Annotated in this window: 21 protein-coding genes; 10 read left to right on the plus strand and 11 right to left on the minus strand. The window is 72.2% G+C overall.

Translation table 11 applies throughout. From position 1 onward, the window contains the following. Window position 1 precedes the first annotated feature (1 nt). The 5 genes from LUU90_RS01595 to kduI all read right to left on the minus strand — a co-directional run bounded on the left by LUU90_RS01595 (window position 2) and on the right by kduI (window position 5306). Window positions 2–1564 (minus strand): sugar ABC transporter ATP-binding protein, encoded by a 1563-nt coding sequence (locus LUU90_RS01595; protein WP_275001477.1) that lies wholly within the window; start codon window positions 1562–1564, stop codon window positions 2–4. Then, window positions 1561–2580 carry an ABC transporter permease gene (locus LUU90_RS01600; RefSeq protein ID WP_275001753.1) on the minus strand — a complete coding sequence of 340 codons (1020 nt, stop codon included), beginning with the start codon at window positions 2578–2580 and terminating at the stop codon, window positions 1561–1563. The genes LUU90_RS01595 and LUU90_RS01600 overlap by 4 nt, the downstream gene beginning before the upstream one ends. A 2-nt stretch (window positions 2581–2582) precedes the next feature. Continuing rightward, a complete protein-coding gene (locus LUU90_RS01605; RefSeq protein WP_275001478.1) occupies window positions 2583–3668 on the minus strand; it encodes a sugar ABC transporter substrate-binding protein in 1086 nt (361 codons plus the stop codon). A gap of 64 nt (window positions 3669–3732) precedes the next feature. Then, entirely contained in the window at window positions 3733–4491 is a 759-nt protein-coding gene (locus tag LUU90_RS01610; protein ID WP_275001479.1) for an SDR family oxidoreductase, read from the minus strand. Then, window positions 4488–5306 carry a 5-dehydro-4-deoxy-D-glucuronate isomerase gene (gene kduI / locus LUU90_RS01615; RefSeq protein ID WP_275001480.1) on the minus strand — a complete coding sequence of 273 codons (819 nt, stop codon included), beginning with the start codon at window positions 5304–5306 and terminating at the stop codon, window positions 4488–4490. The genes LUU90_RS01610 and kduI overlap by 4 nt, the downstream gene beginning before the upstream one ends. A 195-nt stretch (window positions 5307–5501) precedes the next feature. On the opposite strand from kduI, the gene LUU90_RS01620 reads away from it, so the two are divergent. Beyond that, window positions 5502–6305, plus strand: a complete 804-nt coding sequence (locus LUU90_RS01620; protein ID WP_275001481.1) for an IclR family transcriptional regulator — start codon at window positions 5502–5504, stop codon at window positions 6303–6305. A gap of 46 nt (window positions 6306–6351) precedes the next feature. Here LUU90_RS01620 and LUU90_RS01625 read toward each other — a convergent pair whose 3' ends face one another. From LUU90_RS01625 to LUU90_RS01635, 3 genes are read right to left on the minus strand one after another with little or no spacing between them, the layout of a single operon-like run. Beyond that, window positions 6352–7476, minus strand: coding sequence for an NAD(P)/FAD-dependent oxidoreductase (locus tag LUU90_RS01625; RefSeq protein ID WP_342469217.1), 1125 nt, complete (start codon window positions 7474–7476; stop codon window positions 6352–6354). A gap of 5 nt (window positions 7477–7481) precedes the next feature. Then, window positions 7482–8009, minus strand: coding sequence for an isoprenylcysteine carboxyl methyltransferase family protein (locus LUU90_RS01630; protein WP_275001483.1), 528 nt, complete (start codon window positions 8007–8009; stop codon window positions 7482–7484). Further along, window positions 8009–9118 carry a type III polyketide synthase gene (locus LUU90_RS01635; RefSeq protein ID WP_275001484.1) on the minus strand — a complete coding sequence of 370 codons (1110 nt, stop codon included), beginning with the start codon at window positions 9116–9118 and terminating at the stop codon, window positions 8009–8011. Before LUU90_RS01635 ends, LUU90_RS01630 begins: the two co-directional genes overlap by 1 nt. 67 nt (window positions 9119–9185) lie before the next feature. Between LUU90_RS01635 and LUU90_RS01640 the strand changes: the two genes are divergently transcribed. Both LUU90_RS01640 and LUU90_RS01645 read left to right on the plus strand, forming a co-directional pair. Continuing rightward, on the plus strand, window positions 9186–10043 hold the full coding sequence (locus LUU90_RS01640) for a UbiA family prenyltransferase (RefSeq protein WP_275001485.1): 858 nt from the start codon (window positions 9186–9188) through the stop codon (window positions 10041–10043). 140 nt (window positions 10044–10183) lie between these two features. Continuing rightward, complete coding sequence (locus tag LUU90_RS01645; RefSeq protein ID WP_275001487.1) at window positions 10184–11776, plus strand: phytoene desaturase family protein; 1593 nt, start codon at window positions 10184–10186, stop codon at window positions 11774–11776. Window positions 11777–11848: 72 nt separating this feature from the next. Here the strand turns inward: LUU90_RS01645 and LUU90_RS01650 are convergent, their stop codons facing one another. Then, entirely contained in the window at window positions 11849–12307 is a 459-nt protein-coding gene (locus LUU90_RS01650; protein WP_275001488.1) for an SRPBCC family protein, read from the minus strand. 117 nt (window positions 12308–12424) lie between these two features. Between LUU90_RS01650 and LUU90_RS01655 the strand changes: the two genes are divergently transcribed. The 4 genes from LUU90_RS01655 to LUU90_RS01670 all read left to right on the plus strand — a co-directional run bounded on the left by LUU90_RS01655 (window position 12425) and on the right by LUU90_RS01670 (window position 16648). Next, window positions 12425–12937, plus strand: a complete 513-nt coding sequence (locus tag LUU90_RS01655) for a DUF2243 domain-containing protein (protein WP_275001489.1) — start codon at window positions 12425–12427, stop codon at window positions 12935–12937. Window positions 12938–12946: 9 nt separating this feature from the next. Next, window positions 12947–13909, plus strand: a complete 963-nt coding sequence (locus LUU90_RS01660; protein WP_275001490.1) for a cytochrome c oxidase assembly protein — start codon at window positions 12947–12949, stop codon at window positions 13907–13909. Beyond that, the gene (locus LUU90_RS01665) at window positions 13899–14720 is read left to right on the plus strand and encodes an SDR family NAD(P)-dependent oxidoreductase (RefSeq protein ID WP_275001491.1); all 822 of its coding nucleotides are present in this window, start codon (window positions 13899–13901) and stop codon (window positions 14718–14720) included. The genes LUU90_RS01660 and LUU90_RS01665 overlap by 11 nt, the downstream gene beginning before the upstream one ends. A gap of 74 nt (window positions 14721–14794) precedes the next feature. After that, window positions 14795–16648, plus strand: a complete 1854-nt coding sequence (locus LUU90_RS01670; RefSeq protein ID WP_275001492.1) for a LamG-like jellyroll fold domain-containing protein — start codon at window positions 14795–14797, stop codon at window positions 16646–16648. A 135-nt stretch (window positions 16649–16783) separates the two neighbouring features. Here LUU90_RS01670 and LUU90_RS01675 read toward each other — a convergent pair whose 3' ends face one another. Continuing rightward, window positions 16784–18337: an alanine/glycine:cation symporter family protein gene (locus tag LUU90_RS01675; RefSeq protein WP_275001493.1), complete on the minus strand. Its 1554-nt coding sequence runs from the start codon at window positions 18335–18337 to the stop codon at window positions 16784–16786. 296 nt (window positions 18338–18633) lie between these two features. On the opposite strand from LUU90_RS01675, the gene arfB reads away from it, so the two are divergent. The 3 genes from arfB (at window position 18634) to LUU90_RS01690 (ending at window position 21126) form a co-directional block, all read left to right on the plus strand. After that, the gene (gene arfB / locus LUU90_RS01680) at window positions 18634–19080 is read left to right on the plus strand and encodes an alternative ribosome rescue aminoacyl-tRNA hydrolase ArfB (protein ID WP_275001494.1); all 447 of its coding nucleotides are present in this window, start codon (window positions 18634–18636) and stop codon (window positions 19078–19080) included. Between the two features lie 74 nt (window positions 19081–19154). Beyond that, window positions 19155–20591, plus strand: a complete 1437-nt coding sequence (locus tag LUU90_RS01685; protein ID WP_275001495.1) for an FAD-binding oxidoreductase — start codon at window positions 19155–19157, stop codon at window positions 20589–20591. Window positions 20592–20601: 10 nt separating this feature from the next. Beyond that, window positions 20602–21126 carry a 2'-5' RNA ligase family protein gene (locus LUU90_RS01690; protein ID WP_275001496.1) on the plus strand — a complete coding sequence of 175 codons (525 nt, stop codon included), beginning with the start codon at window positions 20602–20604 and terminating at the stop codon, window positions 21124–21126. A 17-nt stretch (window positions 21127–21143) separates the two neighbouring features. Here LUU90_RS01690 and LUU90_RS01695 read toward each other — a convergent pair whose 3' ends face one another. Then, a complete protein-coding gene (locus LUU90_RS01695) occupies window positions 21144–23117 on the minus strand; it encodes a S1 family peptidase (protein ID WP_275001497.1) in 1974 nt (657 codons plus the stop codon). Between the last annotated feature and the right edge of the window lie 9 nt (window positions 23118–23126).

The following is a 23126-nucleotide window of genomic DNA, read 5'->3' on the forward strand; positions in this document are numbered from 1 at the left end:
GTCAGACCATCTCCTTGACGAGGTCGAGCGGGGTCGGCTTGCCCCCGGGTGGGGCGGCGACCTCCGTGGTCGCCCGGCCGTCGCTCATCACGATGATCCGGTCGGACATGCCTATCGCCTCCTCCAGGCTGTCGGCCAGCAGCACCGTGGCGACGCCGCTGCCCGCGAGCTCGCGCATGAGCCGGTACACCTCCGAGCGCGCCCCGATGTCGAGGCCGCGGGTCGGGTGGTCGAGCAGCAGCAGCCGGACGTCGCCGGCCACCAGCCAGCGGGCCAGCACCACCTTCTGCTGGTTGCCGCCGGACAGGCGCTGGATGGCGGTGCCCCGGTGCGGGGTGCGGATGGAGAGCCGCTCGATCCACCGGTCCACCAGTGTCGCCTGCTTGCGGGGCCGCACCAGCGGGCCGGTACAGCGGGACTGCTGCTTGGTGAGCGTCATGTTGTCCGCCACCGACATCGGACCGACCATGCCCTCGGTCTTCCGCTCGGCCGGGACGTACCCGACGCCGGCGGCGCAGGCCGCACGCGTGCCGGACAGGTCGAGCTTCTCGCCGTCGAGGACCACCTCACCGGCGGTGGTGGGCTCGGCGCCGAAGAGCGCCCGGCACACGTCCTCGCGGCCGGAGCCGTGGACGCCGACGATGCCGACGATCTCGCCGGCGTGCACGTCGAGGTCGACGTCGCGGAAGCTCTTGCCGGACAGGCCACGCACCACGAGACGGGGCCTGCGGGCCTCGTCCGGTCGCTCGGCGACGGCACCGTGGTAGTGGTCGTCGGACCCGGTCGAGCCGATCATCATGCGGTGCAGCTCGGCCGGGGCGGCGTCCGCGGAGGGCACCTCGCCCACGGACCGGCCGCCGCGCAGCACGGCCACCCGGTCGCAGACGTCGAGCACCTCGTCGAGCCGGTGCGAGACGAAGACGACCGAGGCGAACTCGCGCAGCCGGCGTACCTGGGTGAAGAGGGTCTCGATCTCCTTGGACTCCAGCACCGACGTGGGCTCGTCGAGGATGATCACCGGCGGGTGCGACGTGCGTTCCTCGATCCGCAGCACCTTGGCGATCTCGACCATCTGCCGGTCGGCGAAGGACAGGGTGTCGGTCCGGGCGAGGGGGTCGATGTGCGACCCGATCTTGTCCAGCTGCTCCTGCGCGAGCCGGCGCATCGTGTTCCAGCGGTAGATGCCGCGGCGCACGCCCGGGCCCTCGCTGCCGAGCACGATGTTCTCGGCGGCGGTGAGGTTGGGGACGAGGGACTGCTCCTGGAACACCATGCCGATGCCGTGGTCGGCGGCGTCGACGACGCTCCGCAGGCGCACCTTCTCGCCGCGCACCCAGATCTCGCCGCCGTCCGGCCGCACCAGGCCGACCAGCGCCTTGAGCAGGGTGGACTTGCCGGCGCCGTTCTCCCCGGCCAGGCCCAGCACCTCGTGCTGGCGCACGACCAGGTCGACGCCGTCGAGCGCCTTCACGCCCGGGTAGTGCTTGACCAGACCGCGCACCTCGAGGGCGGGTGCGGGCGCCGGCACCCGCGGGTCGGGCTGGGTCTGCAGGTTCGTGGTCACTTCGTCACCTGGTTCCTACGACGCTGTGGGAGGACCGCGGCCGCGACGGCCGCGACGACGATGAGGCCCTGGACACCGCCCTGCCAGTACGGGCTCACCCCGACCTGGACGAGGCCGTTGGTGAGGACCGTCACCAGCAGGACGCCGACCGCGGAGTGGAGGATTCCGCCTCGGCCGCCCGTGAGCAGGGTGCCACCGACGACGGCGGCCGTGATGGCGGAGAAGTCGTAGCCCTTGCCCGCCTGGACGAGGCCGGCGCTCAGCTGGCTGGTGACCAGCACGCCGGCGAGGCCGTAGAACGCACCGGCCATCGTGAAGACCGCCACCTTGTACGGCGCGACCCGTACCCCGGAGAGCCCCAGCACCTCCTCGGCGCCGCCGATCGCGAAGGCGTACCGGCCCAGGCGCGAGTAGCGCTGCACCAGGACGCCCACGAGCACGCAGGCGACGGCGATCCAGGTGAGGTGGGCCAGGCCGAGGAACCGCTCGACCGCCCAGCCCTCCAGCATCGGGTCGGTGACGTTGGGCTGCACGCCCGCGAACATGAGGGTGGCCACGCCGAGACCCACGGCGGAGATGCCGAGGGTGGTCATGAAGGACGGCACCTTCAGCACGACCAGGGCGAGCCCGCTCAGGCAGCCGAGCGCCGCACCGAGCAGGACCGCCACGGCGACCCCGAACAGCCCGAAGTCGTTGTCGTTGCGGTTGTTGGCGACCAGGAGGGCGACCGCGATCGCGGACGCTCCCATGATCCCGGGAGCTGACAGGTCGATCGACCCCATCATCAGCACGAAGCTGATGCCGCAGGTCACGACCGCCAGGACCGCCGCGGCGTCCAGGACGTTCTGCACGTTGGAGAGCGTCCGGAAGTCGGGGCTGAGGACTGCGAAGACTCCGAAGATGACCACCAGGGCGATCGGCGGTCCTGCGTCACTGAGCGATATCCCCCGCCGAGGCTGGGGGCGCCCTGCGTTCACGACCTCGGAGCCGGCGTCGGCTTCGGCGGGGGATGTCATGGTCACGACATCGCGCCCTGCGAACGGCTGAAGAGGTTGTCGCAGGCGAAGTCGGACTCGTCCGTCTCCGGGGAGACGAAGTCGGCGACGTTGTCCTGCTCGATGAGGAACTGCTCCGCGTACCAGGCGCGGTCCTCGTCCGCGATGTCCTCGACCGCGAGCTCACCCGTGGCCACGCAGTAGCCGATGGCCAGGCCGATACCGCCCTGCCAGGGGCCGTCGCTGGAGACGGTCGCGGTCATGGTGCCGTCCTGGATCGCCGTGAGCGCGTCCGGCACGGCGTCGATGCCGACCACGGCGACGTCGTCGCGGCCCGCCTGCTGCAGCGCCTCGAGCGCACCGAGCGCCATGTCGTCGTTGGCGGCCCAGATGCCCTTGACGTCCTCGCCGTGCTTGGAAAGCAGCGTCTTGGTGACCTCCAGGGCCTCCGCGCGCGAGAAGTTGGCGGTCTGGTCGTCGAGCAGCTCGACGTCCGTGTTGGCCGCGAGCGACTCCTCGAGACCGGCGAACCGGTCCTTGGCGGCACCGGTGTCGAGGATGCCCTGCAGGGCGACGATGCCGCCCGAACCCCCGATGGCCTCGGCCAGCGCGTCGCCGATCTGCTTGCCGGACTCCACGCCGTCGTAGGTGATGTGGGACAGCCAGGTGTCGTAGTCGGTGACGTTCAGGTCAGCCGGCTTGTTCCACTGGGTGACGAGGTAGGCGCCCGCCTCCTGGGCACCCTCGACGATGGGCGGGGTGTCGGAGTCGCCGTTGGGCAGGACGTTCATGACCAGGCACTCGGTGTCGCCCGCGAGCAGCTGGCTGACCTGCTCCTGCTGACGCGTCGAGTCACCGTCATAGGTGAGCCGCTCCTGCGTGAGGCCTACCTGCTCGGCGAAGGCGTCACCGCCGTCCAGCCATGCGGCCTCGTAGGGGTTGGACTCGTTGCGGACCTGGCCGACCAGCTTCACGTCGGCCGGGTCGCAGGCGCCGGTCTCGGCGGCGGGACCGCCGCCCCCGCCGGCCTCCTCGGTGCATCCCGTGAGCGTGGCGGCCGCGAGGGTGACCCCGATGAGGGCTGCCGTGTGTCGAGAGGTGAACTTCATTGTCGTTCCTCGATTTTCTTCGGTGCCGGGTTCCCCCGGCGGTGGGACAGAGGTGAAAGGGCGGTCAGCGGGCCATCCAGCCGCCGTCGACGGCCAGGACGTGACCGTTGACGTAGTCGGCGGCCGAGGAGCTGAGGAACACAGCGGCACCGGCGATGTCCTCGGCGGTGCCCCACCGGCCGGCCGGGATGCGTTCCAGGATGGAGCGTGAGCGGTCCGCGTCCTCGCGGAGCGCCGTGGTGTTGTCGGTGATCATGTAGCCCGGCGCGATGGCGTTGACCTGGACGCCGCGAGGCCCCCACTCGTTGGCCAGCGCCTTGGTCACCCCGGCGACGCCGTGCTTGCTGGCCGCGTACGACACCACGCGCAGGCCGCCCTGGAAGGACAGCAGGCTGGCGACGCTGACGATCTTGCCGTGGCCTCGTTCGACCATCGGCCGGCCGAGCTGCTGGGTGAGGAAGAAGAGCCCGTTGAGGTTGACGTCGAGCACCCGCTGCCAGGAGTCGCGGCCGACGGCGACGGAGTCCTCGCGGTCGATGATCCCGGCGTTGTTGATCACGACGTCGATCTGACGCGAGCCGTTCAGCTCGGCGCTGACCTCCTCGACCGCGTCCAGGTCGCCCACGTCGAGGTCGACGACGTCCACCTTGACGCCGAGGTCGGCGACCAGGTCGCGCGTCGCCTCCTGGTTGCCGGGCCGGCCCAGCAGGACGACGTCCGCCCCCGCTCGAGCCAGGCCGAGCGCGATCGCCTGGCCGAGGCCACGCCCCGCGCCGGTCACCGCCGCGCACCTGCCGTGCAGGTCGAAGGGTGAGCTGTTCACAGGTCCTCCAGCGCAACGGGGCTCAGGTCGGTGTAGGCGTTGTTCTCGCCGGCCATCGCCCAGATGAAGGCGTAGTTCCCGGTGCCGGCACCGGCGTGGATGGACCAGGGCGGGGAGATGACCGCCTGGCGGTTCCGGAGCACGAGGTGGCGCGTGGCGCCGGGCTGGCCCAGGAAGTGGAAGACGCGGTCCTGCTCGTCGAGGTCGACGTAGCAGTAGATCTCGGTGCGGCGGTCGTGCAGGTGCGGCGGGAAGGTGTTCCAGACGGAGCCGCTCGCGACGACCGTCACACCGAACTGGAGCACGGAGGTCTGCAGCTCCTGGCCCCACGCGTAGCGGAAGAGGTTGCGCTCGTTGGCCGCCTCGGCCGAGCCGAGCGCGACCGGCACCACCTCGCTGTGGCTGAGCGCCTGGGTCGGGTACGTCGCGTGAGCCGGTGCGGACACGAAGTAGAAGGCCGCCTCGGCACCGACGAAGGACACCTCGCTCCCCCGGCCGACGAACAGGCCGTCGAGGTGGTCGAGCTCGAACTTCTCGCCGTCGACCACGACGTGCCCGGCGGCGCCGACGTTGATGACGCCGAGCTCGCGGCGCTCGAGGTGGGTGCCTGTCCCCAGCACGTCGGACCAGGCCGGCAGGCCGACCTCGCCGGCGCCGGGAACGGCCCCGCCCACCACCATCCGGTCGTCGTGGGTGTACGTGCCCCGGACCTCGCCGTCCACGAAGAGGTCCGTCACGAGGAAGTTCTCTCGCAGGTCCGCAGTGGTAGCCGTCTCCGCACTGGACGGAGATGTCGAATATCGAACCTGGATCACGCAGTCACCCCTTGGTTTGTGAACTGTGTTCGTCTATGTGAACTTGCCTGACGATAGACGTGACGCGGGTCACGGGTCAAGGGGTGGAAACCTGTCCATGTATGCGAACTCGCGGTAGGCTCGGATTCACCCGTGGGTCTGCCCCGGTATCCCGCAGAAGGACCAGACCTGCAGAAAGACCAGAGGAGAACGTCGATGCAGCTACAGAAGGAACTCCCCCGCGAGACGGCGGTCGCCGGCGACACCGGGCCGGTCAAGTCCGCGGCCCGGGCCCTGGACCTGCTCGACGACATCGCGGCCAACGGCCCGGGGACCCAGCTGCAGCTCTCGACGCGCCTCAACATCCCCAAGAGCAGCCTCCACGCGCTGCTGCGGACCATGACCGATCGCGGCTGGCTGCAGACCGACCCGACCGGGAGCGTCTACCAGCTCGGCATCCACTCCCTCGTCGTCAGCTCGGCGTACCTCGACGGCGACCCGGTGCTCGCCCGCGCCACGGCCGTGCTCGACGAGGTGGCCGCCGCCACCCAGGAGACCGTCCACCTCGGACGGCTCGACGGCGCCGACGTCATCTACACCGCCAAGCGCGAGTCGGTGCACCCGCTGCGCATGCACTCCGCCGTCGGACGCCGGCTCCCGGCCTACGCCACGTCGCTGGGGCGCGCCCTGCTCGCCGAGATACCCGCCGAGGCGCGGGGGGACCTGGTGCCGGAGTCGATCGCCGCGATCACACCGAAGACCACGACCGACAAGGACGCGGTGCTCGAGATCATCGACCGCGCCGCCTACCAGGGCTACGCCACCGAGAGCGAGGAGTCGTGCCTGGGCGTGCGCTGCTTCGGCGTCGCACTTCCCTTCAGCCACCACTCGGTGGACGCGATGAGCATCGCGGTGCCGATCAGCCGGCTCGGCGACGGGCGCGAGGACCTCATCATCGAGACCCTGCTCAGCGTGAAGGCGCGGCTGGCTGCCGTGCAGAACAACAGCATGGTGCGCTGAGCGAGCTGTCGGTCGGCCGGTCGCGGGTCAGCCGACCGGTCGCGGGTCAGCGTGCCAGCCGCTCGACCACGGCGCCGTAGAGCCACGGCGCCCTCGACGCCGCGGGCACGATAGCCCGGCGGACGGGGCTCGAGGCCCAGGCGAGCAGCCCGGTGGTGAGCGCGCGGTAGTCGCGGGTCACCGCCCGCCACGCACGCTCGTACGCGTCGCCGTCGCCGAGGTGGCGGACGGCGGCGTCCGCCTGGGCGAGCCCTACACGGACCCCCTCGCCGGTCAGCGCGTCGACGTAGCCGGACGCGTCACCCACCAGGTGCACGCGGCCCGTGGAACGCCGCCGCGACCGCCTGCGCAGCGGGCCCGCACCGAGCAGCGAGCCGATGGGCGACGCGTCCGCGAGCCGTGCGCTCAGCTCCGGGAACCGAGAGCGCAGCAGCACGTCGAACCCCGCCTCGTGCACAGCGCGGGACCCGAGCAGAGCGACGCCGACGGTCTGCTCGCCGACCGGCGTCACGTAGGCCTCGACGTCCGGCGACCAGTGCACCTCGACGAGGTCGGTCCACGGCGGCACCCGGAAGTGCCGGCGCAGGCCGTACCGGTCGCCCGTCGACCGTCCGCCGTGCTGCCCGGACGCCGGTTCGAGTCCCGCCAGCCGGCGCACCGTGGAGTGCAGGCCGTCGCACCCGAGCACCCATCCGGCGCGCACCGTGACCGGGCCGCGCACCTCACCCGTCCCGTCCGCTCGTGACCCGTCCGCTCGTGACCCCCGCGCGACGTCCACCTCCACGCCCCCGGCGTGCTGCCGCAGGCCGCAGACCTTCCCGTGCAGGAGCGACGCGCCGGCGCCGGCGGCGCGTTCGCGCAGGGCGTCGTGGAGGGCCGTCCGCCGGACACCCCGGCCGGGCCCGGACGTGAAGCGGTGATCGGCGCTCCGTCCGGGCGACCGGTAGCTGATCCCGGACAGCAGATGACCCGGCGGGTCGACACCGAGGGCCTGCACGGCCCGCAGCGCACCGGGGAGCAGCCCCTCGCCGCAGGCCTTGTCCAGGGTTCCCGACCGCCGGTCGACGACCAGCACGTCGAGCCCTGCGGCCCGCGCATGTACCGCCGCCGCCAGCCCGACCGGCCCGGCGCCCACCACCAGGACGTCCACGTCGTCGGCGCGAGGCCCCACAGCGGTCACCGCTCGCCGACCGCTAACACCCGCAGCGCCCGTTCCTCGGCAGGTATCCGGAACCGCGCCAGCAGCACCGCGTTCAGCACCGTGAACGCGAGGGCCGTGACCCACGAGGTGTGCACCAGCGGCAGCGCGATGCCCTCGACCACCACGGCCACGTAGTTGGGGTGGCGCATCCACCGGTACGGACCCGCGGACACGAGCGGCAGGCCCGGCACCACGATGATGCGGGTGTTCCAGCGGTGCCCCAGCGTCGCCACGCACCACCACCGCAGCGCCTGGCTCGCCAGCACCAGGACGAGCATCGGCCAGCCGAGCCACGGCAGGAACGGCCGGTCGGCGAGCACGGCCTCGGCGACGCACGCCACCAGCAGCCCGCTGTGCAGGACCACCATCGCCGGGAAGTGGCCCCGCCCCGACTCGACGCCGCCGCGCGCGAACGACCACCGAGCGTTGCGGCTGGACACGACGAGCTCGGCGAGCCGCTCGACCGCTGTCGCGCTCACCAGGGCGACATAGAACCACAGCATCAGCGACCCTCCAGGTGCAGCAGGACCAGCTCGCACGAGACACCCGGGCCGAAGGCCATGAGCACGGCGGGCGAGCCCGACGGGGCGTCAGCGCTCGCCAGCGTCCTGGCCAGGACGTCGAGCACGGAAGCGGACGACAGGTTGCCCGAGCACGCGAGGCTCGCCCGGCTCTCCCGGACCGCGTCCTCGGTCAGCCCGAGCGCATCCCGCACGGCATCGATGACGCGCGGACCACCCGCGTGCACGACCCACGTGGGCACCTCCACCGGGGTCAGGTCGTGCTCCGCGAGCAACCCCTTGACGTCGGCGAGCAGGTGCGCGCGCAGCAGGCCCGGCAGGCCGGCGGAGAGCACTATCGCGAACCCGGTGTCGCGCACCTCCCAGCCCAGCGCGTCCGTGGTGCCGGGATACAGCCGCGAGCGCGTGTCGACCACCGTGGCCGTGCGCCGACGGCCGGCCCGGTCTCCTGGGGTACCGCCCGGGGGGGCCAGCGCCAGCGGGTGCATCGCACCGACGACGACGGCGGCGGCCGCACCGTCGCCGAACAGGCCGGACGCCACCATGTTGGCCGGGGAGTCGTCCCCGTGCTGCAGGGTCAGCGAGCACAGCTCGACGGACACCAGCAGGGACACGTCACGTGGTCGGCCCAGCAGATGGTCGTGCACGCGCGCCAGCCCGCCGGCACCGCCCGCACACCCGAGCCCGAAGGACGGCGTGCGCCGCACGTCGCTCCGCAGGCCGAGCCGCTCCGCGAGCAGCACGTCGAGCGACGGAGCCGCGATCCCGGTGACCGACGTGGCGAAGACATGATCGACGTCCTCGGGACGCAGGCCCGCGGCCGCCAGCGCCCGGCGGCACGCGCGCTCGGCCAGGAGGACACCCTCGCGGACGAAGACCGCGTTGGTGGCACCCAAGGAGTGGAGGCCCGCGTACTCCTCCAGCGGCAGCACCAGGTGCCGGTGCTCCACACCGGCGCCCGCGTGCAGCCGGCGCAGCAGCGCCGTCCGTGCCGGGTCCGGTGCCACCAGCGGCCCCACGACGTCGGTGACCGTCTCCTGGGCGTACACGTTCTCGGGCAGAACGGGCTCGACCGCGACGACACACGACATCTCAGCATCGTGACGCAGGACCCGGCCACCCGCGCGCCGAGGACGCGGCGCGACTAGCGTGCCGCCCATGATGTCCGGCAAGGAGTCCCGCCGCCTGGCCCGCGGCCTCGTGCTCGCGAGCCATGCCGCTCCCACCGTCGTCGTGACCGGCCTGTCCGCCGCGCTGGCCGCCGCGCTCGGCTCCGACGGGACGACCGTCGCGCTGGTCACGGCGGCTGTCGGCACCGGTCAGCTCTCCGTCGGATGGTCCAACGACTGGATCGACGCCGCGCGCGACTCAGCCGTGGGCCGCATCGACAAGCCGGTGGTCGCCGGTCTGGTCACTGCCCGCACCCTGCGTGCCGCCGCTCTGGCGGCGCTTGCGGTGTGCGTCGCCACGTCGCTCGCGCTGGGTGTCGCGCCGGGCGCAGCGCATCTCGTGGCGGTCGGCGGAGCCTGGGCGTACAACGCCCGGCTCAAGGCGACCGTGTGGTCGTGGCTGCCCTACGCGCTCTCCTTCGGGCTGCTGGCGGTCTTCGTCGTGCTCGCCGCGCCAGGTCCGCGCCTGCCCGCCGGCTGGGCGGTCGCCGCGGCAGCGTTGCTCGGTACGGGAGCGCATGTCGCGAACACCCTGCCGGACCTGGAGGACGACGCCGCGACAGGTGTCCGGGGCCTGCCGCACCGGCTCGGTCGGCGTGCGTGCGGGGTGCTGGCCCCGTGCCTCCTGCTCGCCGCGGTCGGCCTGGTCATCACCGGGCCGGTCGGCCCTCCGGCTCCGGCCGCCTGGTTCGGCGGCGCGGTCGCTGCCTGCCTGGCCCTTGCCGCGGGTGCCACGGCGCTCACGCGGCCGCGCAGCCGCGCGCCCTTCGGTCTCAGCATGGGGGTCGCCGTGGTGTGCGTGGTGCTGCTGGCCCTGGCCGCGACCGACATCGCGGTGGTTCCCTGACTCCGAGCTGACCACGACCTGACCGTGCGGGCATGGTCCGGCGCACTGGCGACCGGGGCCGATCCTGGGCAGGCTGGACGGGACCCGACGGAGGAGCTGCTGGTGGACAAGGCCGTGAGGGGCCGGGGGCCGGGCCCGTGGTGAGGACCGTCGACGCGGTGGTCGTCGGCGCCGGCCCCAACGGGCTGGTCGCCGCGAACGCGCTGGTCGACGCCGGCTGGGACGTGCTGGTGCTCGAGGCGCAGGACACCGTCGGCGGAGCGGTGCGCACCGCCGAGGTCACGGCACCGGGGTTCCGCACCGACCTGTTCAGCGCGTTCTACCCGCTCGCGGCCGGTTCGCCGGTGATCCAGGGCCTTCACCTGGAGGACCATGGGCTGGCGTGGTCGCGCGCGCCGTCCGTCCTCGCCCACGTCCTCGACGAGGGAGGGTCCGTCGTGCTGCACGCCGACCCGGAGGACACCGCCGCCGGTCTCGACGAGCAGGACCGGGGTGACGGCGACGCGTGGCTCCGGATGTTCGCCGGCTGGGAGCGCGTCCGTGACCCGCTGCTCGACGCGCTCTTCAGCCCGCTGCCCGCCGCCCGCCCTGCCCTGCGGCTGCTGAGCCGGCTCGGGGTCGGCGGAACGCTCGACCTCGGTCGCCTCGCGGTCCTGCCCGTGCGCCGGCTCGCGGACGAGACTTTTCGGGGCGAGGGCGGTGGGCTCCTCCTCACCGGTAACGCGATGCACTCCGACGTCCCACCCGACGCGGCGGGCAGCGGCCTCTTCGGCTGGTTGCTGGCGATGCTGGGCCAGGACGTCGGTTTTCCCGTCCCCGTGGGCGGTGCCGGATCGCTCGCCGACGCGCTCGCCGCGCGAGTTCGCGCCGGCGGGGGTGACGTCGTCACCGGGACGCACGTCGAGCGCGTGCTCGTCGCGCGTAACCGTGCGGTCGGTGTCCGGACGGCCAGCGGTGAGCTCGTTCGGGCCCGGCGTGCGGTACTCGCCGACGTGAGCGCCCCGGCCCTGTACCGGGACCTCGTCGGTACGGAGCACCTGCCGCCCCGCCTCGTGCACGACCTCGGCCGGTTCCAGTGGGACCACCCGACGTTCAAGATCAACTGGGCGCTCGACCGCCCCCTCGCGTGGGCGGCCGGTGCGGCGCACGGGGCGGGGACCGTACACCTCGGCGTGGACCGCCGAGGCTTCGTCGACGTCGCAGCGGCCCTGTCCAAGGGGGAGGTCCCCGAGCGGCCGTTCCTCGTCCTCGGGCAGATGACGACCTCGGACCCGACGCGGTCTCCCCGCGGCACGGAGTCGGCGTGGGCCTACACCCACGTGCCGCACGGCGTGCGCTGGACGGCGGACGAGGTCGCCGAGCACGTCCGGCGCATGGAGGACGCCCTGGACCGGGTCGCACCGGGTTTCCGGGACACGGTGGTCGGCCGGTCGGTCCAGAGCCCCGCGGACCTCGAGGCAGCGGACGCCAACCTCGTGGGCGGGGCGATCAACGGCGGGACCTCGGGGGTCCATCAGCAGCTCGTGTTCCGGCCCACGCCGGGGCTCGGCCGGCCCGAGACTCCGGTCGAGCGGTTGTACCTCGCGAGTGCGTCCGCCCACCCGGGTGGCGGCGTGCACGGCGCGTGCGGGTGGAACGCCGCGCGCGTCGCGATCAAGGCGGCGAGCCCGTGGGGCACGCTCCCCCGGGCCCTCGTGCGCAGCGCGTGGGGACGGGTGTTGCGTGATCCGTAAACGCCCGTCGGGCGGTACGCGGTGCGGCCGACGGCGCTGAGGTCAGACACGTCCAGGTCGGGCGCGCCTGAGTCAGCCGGAGAGCTGCTCGGGGGATCGCCGCTCCGCCAGGGCAGCGAGCCGCCGCAACGTCTCCGTGTTGCGTGGGCCGATCACCGCGCTGCGGACCGGCTGGGGCACGAGCCTGCCGGGTCCCTTGTCCGCGTCCTCCGTGACGCGGATCATGCACCCCTCGCCCGACGCCACGGGCTTGACCTCGATCAGCACACGCGCCTCGCCCGCGGGCCAGCCGCGCGCCTGCAGCTCGATCGAGCGCTCGGGGTCCCACGCGCGGACCACCGTCTCGTCGTCGAGCAGGGCGGGCCACAGGCCCACCGAGTGGAGGATCCGTGTGCCGGGCTCCGGCCATGCCGCGTCGACGGCCCGGATACGTGCCGTGCCGACCACCCAGGTCGAGTACGACCAGCCGTCGGCGAGCACGCGCAGCACGGCGTCGGGAGTGCACCGAGCTGCCTGCATGACGGTCACCATGCTCTGACTGTAGCCAGGTCGTGGGCACTGGCAACCGGCCGTTCACCGTCGCGGCGAGTGCCCCGGTCGTGGTCTACCGTCGAGAGGTCCGCGACGCCGTCCAGCGAAGGGGCTCCCATGTCCACCGCCGCACCGACCGGCCGCTCCCCGGACGATCGCCCTGGTCCCCCGGAAGGTCCGCCGGTCGGCACCGACCGGCGCACGGTGCTGTCCGGGTTCCTGTTCGGGTGCGGCATCGCCGCGTCGATGATCGACCTGTTCGTCTTCCACCTCGGCCTGCAGTGGCACCACTTCTACGACCTCTCGACGACGGAGGTGGCGCTGGCCGCCGACGGCGCCCTCCACGCGCTCGGGTGGTTCATCACCGTCTGGTCGCTGTTCCTGCTCGCGGACGTCCGCCGGCGGGCCGAGGTGGCGTGGCGGCGATGGACCGGGGCGGTACTCGCGGGCGTGGGCGCGTTCCAGCTCTTCGACGGTGTGGTCGACCACAAGCTGCTGGGGATTCACCAGATCCGGTACGGGGTGGACCTGCTGCCCTACGACACGGCGTGGATCGGCTCGGCGGTGGTGGTCCTCGTCATCGGCCTGCTCGTCCTGCGCCGTACCCGGCCGGTCGCCACCGGCGGCTGAGGCTTGGAGATGGACCAGAACCAAGGCCAGCACCACGAGCAGCACCACGAGCAGCACCACGAGCAGAGCTTCGGCGCGGTGCCCTGGGAGGTGCTCGCGATGCTGGTGCTGGCCGGTGCCGCGGCGGGCTACGCGGTCGCCCTCGTCGCGGCACGACGGCGCGGCCCCTGGCCCGCGCACCGGACGGCGCTGTGGTACCTCGGGCTGCTCTGCGCCGCGGTGGCGCTGGGCCCGGTCGCCGCCGCCGCGCGGACGAGCTTCACCGCGCACATGCTCGGGCACGTCCTGCTCGGCATGGTCGCGCCGCTGCTGCTCGTGCTCGCCGCCCCAGTCACGCTGCTCTTACGTGCTCTGCCGGTCGGCGGCGCCCGGTCCGTCACCCGGGTCCTGCGCGGTCCGTGGGTTCGCACCGTCGCGCACCCCGTGGCCGCCGGCCTGCTGAACGCCGGCGGGCTCTGGCTGCTGTACACGACGGACCTGTACCACCTCGTCCACACCTCTGCGCCCCTGGGCCTGGTCGTGCACGCCCACGTACTGCTGGCCGGCTACCTGTTCACCGCGTCACTCGTCGGACCCGACGCCCGTTTGCACCCCGTGTCCCTTCGGGTGCGTGCAACGGTCCTCGTGCTCTTCGTCACCGCGCACTCGGTGCTCGCCAAGTGGCTCTATGCGCACCCGCCTGCCGGCGTCGACCCCCTGGACGGGCGAACGGGCGCCCAGCTCATGTACTACGGCGGCGACGTCGTCGACGTGGCCCTCATGGTGCTCCTGGCCGCCGGCTGGTACCGAGCGGCCGGCCGCCAGGGCGGCAGGGCGGCCGGCCGCCAGGGCGGCAGGGCGGCCGGCCGCCGGGGCGGCAGGGCAACCGGCCGCCCCGGCGGCATGCGGGTCGAGCGAATCGTGCCTACGGTCGACGAGGCTTCCTCAGGACGAGGAGCGGTTCGGAGCGAAGGAGCGTCCGATGACCGATGACACCACCGAGCACGTGCACCAGCGTCCACCGGCGAGGCCGCCCGCTGCCCTCGTCACCGGCGGATCCAGCGGGATCGGGTTCGCCATCGCCCGTGAGCTGTCGCAGCGGGGCCACGACGTCCTCGTCGTCGCCGAACGCGACGTGGACGGGGCCGTGCGCCGGCTGGGCCAGCACGCGGCCGCCCGCGTGACGGGCCTGGAGGTCGACCTCACCTCCCCTGCCGGCGTCCAGCAGGCCGTCGCCCGTGCCCGCGACCTCGGCGTGCGGATGTTCGTGCTCAACGCGGGCGTCGGCGTGCACGGGCCGTTCCTGCACACCCCGCTGGAGGACGAGCTGCGGCTCGTCGACCTCAACGTCCGCTCCGTGGTGCACCTGGCGCACCTCGTCCTGCCCGGCCTGGTCGCCGCAGGCTCCGGCCGGATCCTGCTCACGTCGTCGATCGCCGCGACGATGCCGGCTCCGCTGTTCAGCACGTACGCCGCGTCGAAAGCGTTCCTGCGCTCGTTCGGCTGGTCCCTGCGTGGCGAGCTCACCGGCACCGGGGTCACGGTGACGACGGTCCTGCCGTCAGGGACCCGGACGCCGTTCTTCCGCGCGGCCGAGATGGAGGGCACGCACATCGGGCGGGCCCCCAAGTCCACGCCCGCGCTGGTGGCCCGCCAGGCGGTCGACGCGCTGCTCGCCGGCAGGGCCGAGGTCGTCCCTGGTCTGCAGGCCAAGGCGATGGTCGCGATCGCCTCGGTGCTCCCCCAGCGCGCGCGGACGGCGTTCCACGGCTGGTTCTACGCGCCGGGCGCACCACCGCCCTGAGCCCGGGCCTGATCGTCAGGTCCCGTTCGACTCCGCGTCACCCCTGCGCCAGCAAGCCCGGCCACGATGCGACCGTGGAAAACAAGCTCTCCCGCCGGTCCCTGCTCCAGGCAGCAGCGGCCGTCCCGATCCTGACAGCAGCCTCCGCGACCACCGGTGCGACGGCGGCGTCCGCGGCACCGGCATCCGCCACCCCGAGCGGCGGCCGGCCGGACCCGGCCGACCCGCGGTTCACGATCGCCGTCCTGCCCGACACGCAGTACCTGCTGGACGACGGCGGCTCCGACGCCGAGCCGGTACGCGCCACGCTGCGCCATCTCGTGCGGGAGCAGGCGCGGGACAACATCGTCTTCATGGCGCAGCTCGGCGACGTGACCGAGCACGGCACGGCGACCGAGATGCGGGCCGCGAGCCGCGCCTTCGACGCCGCCGGCCGGCTCTCGTACAGCGTGCTGGCCGGCAACCACGACGTCAGCGGCGACGACCAGCGGGGTGACACGCCGTACCTGCGCACCTTCGGGCCGCAGCGGTTCGCCCGGATGAGGACCTACCGGGGCTCGTCCCCCGACGGGTACAACAGCTACCACGTCGTCCAGGGCGGCGGCCGGGAGTGGCTGGTGCTCGCGCTGGACTGGCGGGTGTCCGACGCCGGGCTCGCGTGGGCCCAGGGTGTGCTCGACGAGCACCCGCTCCCCGCCGTCCTGACCACCCACGACCTCGTCTGGGCCGAGGGCGACGGCAAGGCACACCTGTCCGACAACGGGCAGCGCCTCTGGGACCGCCTGATCCGGCGCAACGACCAGATCTTCCTCGCGCTCGGCGGCCACTACTGGCCCTCCGGCCGCACCACGATGACCAACGACGCCGGCAACCCGGTCCACCTGCACATCACGAACTACCAGGACCGCTACTACGGCGGCGCGGGGATGATCCGGTACTACGCGTTCGACCTGGCACGCGGTGTGATCGACGTCGAGACGTTCTCGCCCTGGCTGCTGGGCAAGGACGACCGCACGCCGCTGGAGGCGGAGCACGTCGAGCTCAGCGGCGACGTCGACCGGTTCACCGTCGACATCGACTTCGACGAGCGCTTCGCCGCGTTCGCGCCGCCGCTGCTGCCGGCCCCGCTCCCGCCGTCGGCGGTCATGCCGCGTGGCACCGTCGCGTACTGGCGGTTCGACGAGGCCGGGCTCGCCACCGCGGTGGCCGACGGCGCCCCGGTCGCGCCGGGCACGGTCGCGCGCGACCTCACCGGCAACGGCAACGACCTCACCTCCGAGCTCCTGCACGCGAGCGCCCCGGCGGCGCTGACCTGGTCGGCCGAGCACCACGACGCCCAGCCGGCCCGTGCGAGCCTGCGGTTCGACGGCGGCAAGGGTCCGGACCGTGGTGCGGTGCTGCGGACCGGTCCGGACGCGCCGGTCAACAGCGCGAAGTTCGAGTCCGGCTACACGATCGAGACGTTCCTCAAGCTGCCGGAGCCGTTCGAGGGTGACCACTCCTGGATGGGCATCCTCAGCTGGGAGGGTCGCGCAGGCGACGCCGGCAAGCACAGCGGATGGTCCGACGACGAGCCCACGTGCAGCCTGAACCTGTCGGGCGAGCGGTTCCTGCAGTTCGTCGTCTACCCCGTGCCGGTCGACGCCGACCCCACCTCGTGGAGCCACGCGATCCCGGTCGGCCGGTGGATGCACGTGGCGCTCGTCAACGACGGCCGGCACACGGTGATGTACGTCGACGGCTCGAAGATCGTGCGCAACGCCGCCGAGGAGTCGCGCGGCATCTCGACGCTCGGCAAGCCGTTCGCCATCGGCGGCACGCAGTCCGCCGAGCGGTACGGGCAGGGGTTCTACGGCTGGATCGGGGACACGCGGATCGTCTCCCGCGCGCTGCGCCCGGACCAGTTCCTCACGTCCCGGCGTCGCTGACCCGAGCCCCAGCCGGGCGAGCTGACTCCCGTTCAGCAGACTCCAGAAGACCGTAACCCGATGGGTTCCGGCACCCGGAGGCCTGCTGAACGGGAGTCAGCCGCGGGGATCAGCCGCGGGGATCAGCCGCGGGGGTCAGTCGCGGTCGAGCAGCTTCTCGGACGGCCCACCGTCAGCTGCGCCCCGGAGCTGCTCGTCGGCACGGCGCTCCCAGAACGTCGCGCCCTCGATGCCGAGCTTCCGCGGGTCGAACTGCGGGTCCAGGCCCTGACGCTTCTGCTCGCGGTAGTCCTTGAGCGCCTTCATCGCCGGGCCCTGGAGGAACAGGATGCCGATGATGTTCAGCCAGGCCATCGAGCCCACACCGATGTCGCCGAGGCCCCACGCCGCTCCGGCCGTCGTCACGGCGCCGTACGCCACCGAGATCAGCACCAGCGCCTGCAGCACCCGCTGCATGCCCCGCGCCGCGAGACGGTTCTTCATCTTGCGGGTGAGGTAGTTCAGGTTGGTCTCGGCCATGTAGTAGTACGCCACGATCGTGGTGAACACGAAGAACGAGAGCGCGATGGCGATGAACGTCGGTCCGGCGCCCGGGAACACCGAGTCCAGGCCCTGCTGCACGAAGCCCGGGCCGGGCTCGACGTCGGTGCTCAGACCGCCGTGGCCCTCGTGGATCACGTCGCTCGGCCAGGTCTCGCCCGCGAACGTGTTGAACATGCCGGTCGAGATGATGATGAAAGCGGTCGCGGAGCAGACGAACAGCGTGTCGACGTACACCGCGAAGGACTGCGCGAAGCCCTGCTTGGCCGGGTGCGAGACCTCGGCGGCGGCCGCGGCGTGCGGTCCGGTGCCCTGGCCGGCCTCGTTGGAGTAGATGCCCCGCTGCACGCCCCACTTGACGGCGAGGCCGAGGATCGCTCCGAACACCGGCTGGGCGCCGAAGGCGCTGCCGAAGATGAGCGAGAACACGCGGGGGATGTCGGTGAAGTTCATGAAGAACACGACGAGCGCGATGAGGACGTAGAGCAGGGCCATCGTGGGGACCACGATCACCGTGAAGTGCGCGATGCGCTTGACGCCGCCGATGACGATGAAGGCCAGCAGGATCACCAGGCCGATGGCCGTGACCCAGGTGGGAACGCCCCAGGCGTTGTTGATCGCGGAGGCCATGCCGTTGGCCTGCACACCCGGCAGGAAGAAGCTCATCGCGAGGATGGTGACGACCGCGAAGAGGATCCCGTAGACCAGCGACAGGCCTCGGGCCTTGTGCTTGTACGCCTTCTCGAAGTAGTAGGCCGGGCCACCGCGGTACTCACCGGTGTCCGGGTCCTTCTCCTTGTAGATCTGGCCGAGCGTGCTCTCGACGAACGAGGTGGCGGCGCCGAGGAACGCGGAGGTCCACATCCAGAACACGGCGCCGGGGCCGCCGAACGCGATCGCCGTGGCGACGCCGCCGATGTTGCCCATCCCCACGCGGCCGGCGAGCGACATCATCAGCGACTGGAAGGAGGAGGTGCCGTCCTCGGACTCCTCGCCCTTCTTGAGCTGGTTGAGCATGTCGGGGAGGTGTCTGACCTGGAGGAAGCCGGTGCGGAGGGAGAAGTACAGACCGGCGAGCAGGCAGAGGGCGATCAGCGGGATCGACCAGATCAGCTCGTTCGTCGCGACGATGCGATCGGCGAAACTCATAGTGACTCCTGGGTGGGAACGTTCGGACACACGCACCGGCGGAGACCGGCGCCCCCGCTACGACGCACCGCGCAAGTGGCATCCTTGGCAGCAAGCGACCTGGGAGTGCGGTCACGGACCAGCAATGGCGGCACACTAGCGGGTGCGCTGGTGTGCAGGTGAATTCTGGGGGACCGGAGACGACCCATCCGTGAGGCGGCCGAGGCGAGTCCCGGTGCTCAAGGGCCCGCCTCGGCCGGTCCGGTCCGAAGCCCGTCCATGGTGACTCTCGCCGCCCGTCACGAGACGATGGGCACATGCCCTCACCCGTCCGCCCCGGCCTGACGGTCACCCCCGCGCTGACCATCCCCCGGGCCGAGCTCACCGAGCGCTTCTCCCGCGCCTCCGGCCCGGGTGGCCAGGGCGTGAACACCACCGACTCGCGTGTCGAGCTGTCCTGGGACGTCGGCCGATCCGCCGTCCTGAGCGACGCGCAGCGTCAGCGCGTCATGAGCCGGCTCGCGGACCGCCTCGTCGACGGCGTCCTCACCGTCGTCGCCTCCGAGAACCGGGAGCAGCGGCGCAACCGTGACGCCGCGGCTCGGCGCCTCGCGGCTCTGGTGGCCGAGGCGCTGGCCCCTCCCCCGCGGGCCCGCCGCGCCACGCGCGCCACCCGCGGTTCGAAGGAGCGGCGGCTGACCGCCAAGAAGCAACGGTCCGCGACCAAGCAGCTGCGCTCCTCGAAGCCCCGCCGCGAGGACTGACGGCCCGCGGGCCAGCAAGCGCGTCCTGAACCACCACCCGCTTCCGCGGCGAGGAGAGATACGATCCGGACGCCATGCCTCGCACCGAATACTCCGCGCTGACCGCGGCCCTGAAGAACGCCCTGCCTGACGGCGCCGTCCTCACCGACGACGCGGCGCTCGAACCCTATGCCCACGACGACGCGGAGTGGGCGGACTACGCGACACCCGCCGCCGTCGTGCTGGCGACGAGCCTCGACGACGTCGTCGCGACCGTACGGGTCGCCGCCGAGCACGACGCGCCGGTGGTACCGCGGGGCGCCGGCACAGGCCTGTCCGGCGGGGCGAACGCGATGGCGGGCGCCGTCGTGCTGTCCCTCGAACGCATGACCCGGATCCGTGAGGTCAACGTCGCGGAGCGCTACGCCGTCGTCGAGGCCGGCGTGCTCAACGACGACCTCCGCAGGCGCGTGGCCGAGGACGGGCTCTGGTATCCCCCGGACCCGGCCAGCCAGGCGATCTCGACGATCGGCGGCAACGTCGCGACCAACGCAGGCGGGCTCTGCTGCGTCAAGTACGGCGTCACCCGCGACTACGTGCTCGGCATGACGGCGGTCCTCGCCGACGGCTCGGTCGCCCGCCTCGGCCGGACGACAGCGAAGGGTGTCACGGGCTACGACCTCACAGGGCTCATGGTCGGTTCCGAGGGCACGCTGGGCATCATCGTCGACGTGACGCTGAAGCTCCGCCCGCTCGGGGGCCGTGAGGACCGGGCGATCGTGGGCTGGTTCCCGTCGCTGGCGGACGCCGGCAACGCGGTCGCGGCCGTCTCGGCCGCCGGCATCGTGCCCGCCGCCCTGGAGCTCATCGACAGCACCTGTCTCCGCGCCGTCGCCGACTGGCAGGAGTGGACGCTCCCCGAGGGTGCGGCGGCCCTGCTGCTGGCGAAGGTCGACGAGCCCGGCGCGGCTGGAGAGGCCCTGGCGGAGCGGGTCGCAGCGTTCTTCGAGGTGGCGGGCGGTACCCACGTGGAGCGCGCCTTCGCGCCCGACGAGGTGGACCGGCTGTTCCTCGCCCGGCGGCTCGCGTACCCGGCGCTCGAACGACTCGGCCCCGTGCTCACGGAGGACGTCTGCGTCCCGCGCGGCGCCGTACCGGAGATGCTCAGCCGCATCGAGACCATCGCCCGGGAGGCCGACGTCGTGATCGCCAACATCGCGCACGCCGGCGACGGCAACCTGCACCCGCTCATCATCGCGCCGGACGGTGACGACGACGCGAAGGCCCGCGCGAAGACGGCGTTCGACCGCATCGTCGACGAGTGCCGCTCGCTCGGCGGCACGGTCACCGGCGAGCACGGCGTCGGGCTGCTCAAGCTGCCGGGTGCGGCTGCGGAGCTCAGCCCTGTGGCCCTCGCGATGCACCGGGCCATCAAGGGCGCGCTGGACCCCCGCGGTCTGCTCAATCCCGGCAAGGCGTTCCCCGCCGGCGACTCGACCGGTGCCGCCCTCAGCGGCACTCCCACGCCCTAGGCTGAGCCTCGTGGCACTGGCCGTATGCCTGCTGTTCGACAGGCCCACCGAACGAGTCCTGCGACAGCTGTGGCAGCGGCTCGAGGCCAAGGGCGTGCCGACACCGGCCACGCACACCCACGGCCGGCACGTGCCGCACCTGTCCCTGGCCGTGCTCCGGTCCTGGGATCTTGACAAGGTACGCGCCGCCGTCGAGGCGCTGCCCGACGCCGGTCCGACCACTGTCCAGTTCGACGCCGTCGCGGCCTTCCGGCGGGGCCGGATGAACCTGATACCGGCCGTGAGCAGCCACCTCGCGGCGCGCCAGGAGCGGGTGGTCGAGGCCCTCGGCGCCTCGGAGGACGAGCTGCACAAGCACTACGTCCCGGGGACCTGGACCCCGCACGTCACCGTGGCGACGCGGGTGCGCCTGGAGCAGACGCCGCTGGTGCTCGAGGCGGCCTACGAGATCGTGCCCCTCATCGGGAGGCTGACGCACGCGGCTCTGGTGGACGCGGGCGCCGGGACGGTGCACCCGCTGACCGTCGTCCCCTGAGCCGCGGTGCCGGTGGGCTAGTGCGGCGGCACGAAGTTGCGGCCCTTGAGGAGTCGCTCGGCCAGGTCCGCGCAATAGCGAGCGTGTCGGACCTTGTGCGCCTTCACGAAGAGCTCTGACCACGTGGAGGCGGTCTTCGCGAGCCAGACCGTCAGACCGACCGCACCGAGGAAGGCCACGAACGGCGCCTGGATCGTCAGCACGATGAAGGCTCCCGCCGCGGCCTTGGCAGCGGTCCGCCCTGGACGATCTCGCAGCGAGGCGATGATCCCCGCGCGGTCGTCGAACGGTGGCTGGTACCTGCCACCGAGGCGGTGGGCCACCTGACCCAGCACGATCAACGCGGTGATCTCCGCGGTGATCGCCAGGAAGAACGCCGTCCCGACCACCGAGCTCCCGCCGGAGACGAGCGCGAGAGAGCCACCACCGATCAAGCAGCCCACCAGGAGCGCACCCGCGTGCAGACCTGTCCAGGCCCCCGCCCGTGCCAGCGCCTTGATGTCGTTCGGGCTCGATGTGAGTTCATGCTCCCAGGCGTAGCGCGACAGGACGGTCACACCGACCCACCAGAGAGGATCCCGCTCCCGGCGCTCAGCCATGAAGGCGTCGTACCACCCGACGACACCCGGCGCCGAGCCCGGATGCGCGTAGCGGGTCATCCGCCAGGTCCGGGCGTCCGCAGTCTCCGCGGACGCCGGCAGGACGGCGTTGAGCAGGACTGCGTGAGCCAGCGCGCGTCGTCCGAAGCGCGAGAAGACCTGTACACCCGACGCCGGCACACCACTGTCCCACCACCGGTCCCACTCCCGGCGAGCACGCATCCAGCTCTGGTAATGGCGCCGCGCGCCCTCGAAGTCCCGGAAGTGCGAGAGCGCCTCCCAGAAGATCGTCGTGTCGATCCAGAGCCAGATGGTCAGTCGCTCGAAGTTCGCCAGGCCACCGCGGAGGAACGCTTCCACGCTCTCCACGTCCTCCGGGAGCCGAGGAAGCACCATCTCGCAGAGGTAGTCGTACGTGACCCGCCGGCCGCGCCACACCGGGTCACCCTCCGGATCCAGCCACGCCAACAGGAAGAACACCTTGAAGTCAGCGGTGATGTCGGACCGCAGCCGACCGTCGATGAGCTCACGAACCTCTTCGCCCGCCTCGCTGTCCGGCTTGTCGTACTGCCGAAGCCACTCGACGAGCAGACGCCAGCCCTCGGTCTCGCTCATGAAGGCGCTCGACGTCTCGAAGAACTGTCGCTTGGCCGCGAACCAGTTCAAGCGGATGGCGTTGGCGAGGCTGCGCTTGTTGGTGTGCTGCTCGCCGGCGAAGACGAGCGGGCCTACCTGTATCTCGCCGTGCTGGTACTCGGCATCGATCCACCGGACACGGTCGACGATGTGGTGCGCCGGGATCATCTTGGCGATCAGCCGTTGGTCCGACTCGGACACCATGCCGACGACGCCACCGACCTCCTGGTCCCACACGGCAGCACCGCTGTAACCAGGTGTGATCGGCTCCTCCTGCGCGCCGACGTTCATCTGGACACGTCCGAGACCGTCGGCGGACCGGAACTCTCCCTGGGACGACTGCCCGGCGTCATACCCCTCGGGAAAGCCGAAGGTCCGGTAACCGTGCCCGTAGACGCTGCGCGGCGTCGCAAGACGGACGACCTCTGCCCCTTCGTACCCGACCTCGAGCCTGAGGATCGCGATGTCGTCGCCGTCCATCTCCGCGGGGAGCCGCAGGTTCTCCTGGATCCCGTTATCCGTCAGGCTCTCAGCACTGATCTGCTCGACGGCCTCCTTGCCCGGCACCCAGGCGACGACCCGACCGGTACGTCGCTCGCCGGTGATCATGAGCTCGACGCTCACCGGGAGCCGCGGGACGCGACCATCGGTCCCCTCAAGACCCAGGACGTCCTGGACGACGTGCGCGCACGTGCACACCAGGTCCGGCGCGACCAGGAAGCCGGCCCCCAGGGTCTGGCCCGACGCGTCCCTCACGCGGATGGT

The organism is Promicromonospora iranensis, assembly GCF_028994775.1.
GTDB classification, from domain to species: Bacteria; Actinomycetota; Actinomycetes; order Actinomycetales; family Cellulomonadaceae; genus Promicromonospora; species Promicromonospora iranensis_A.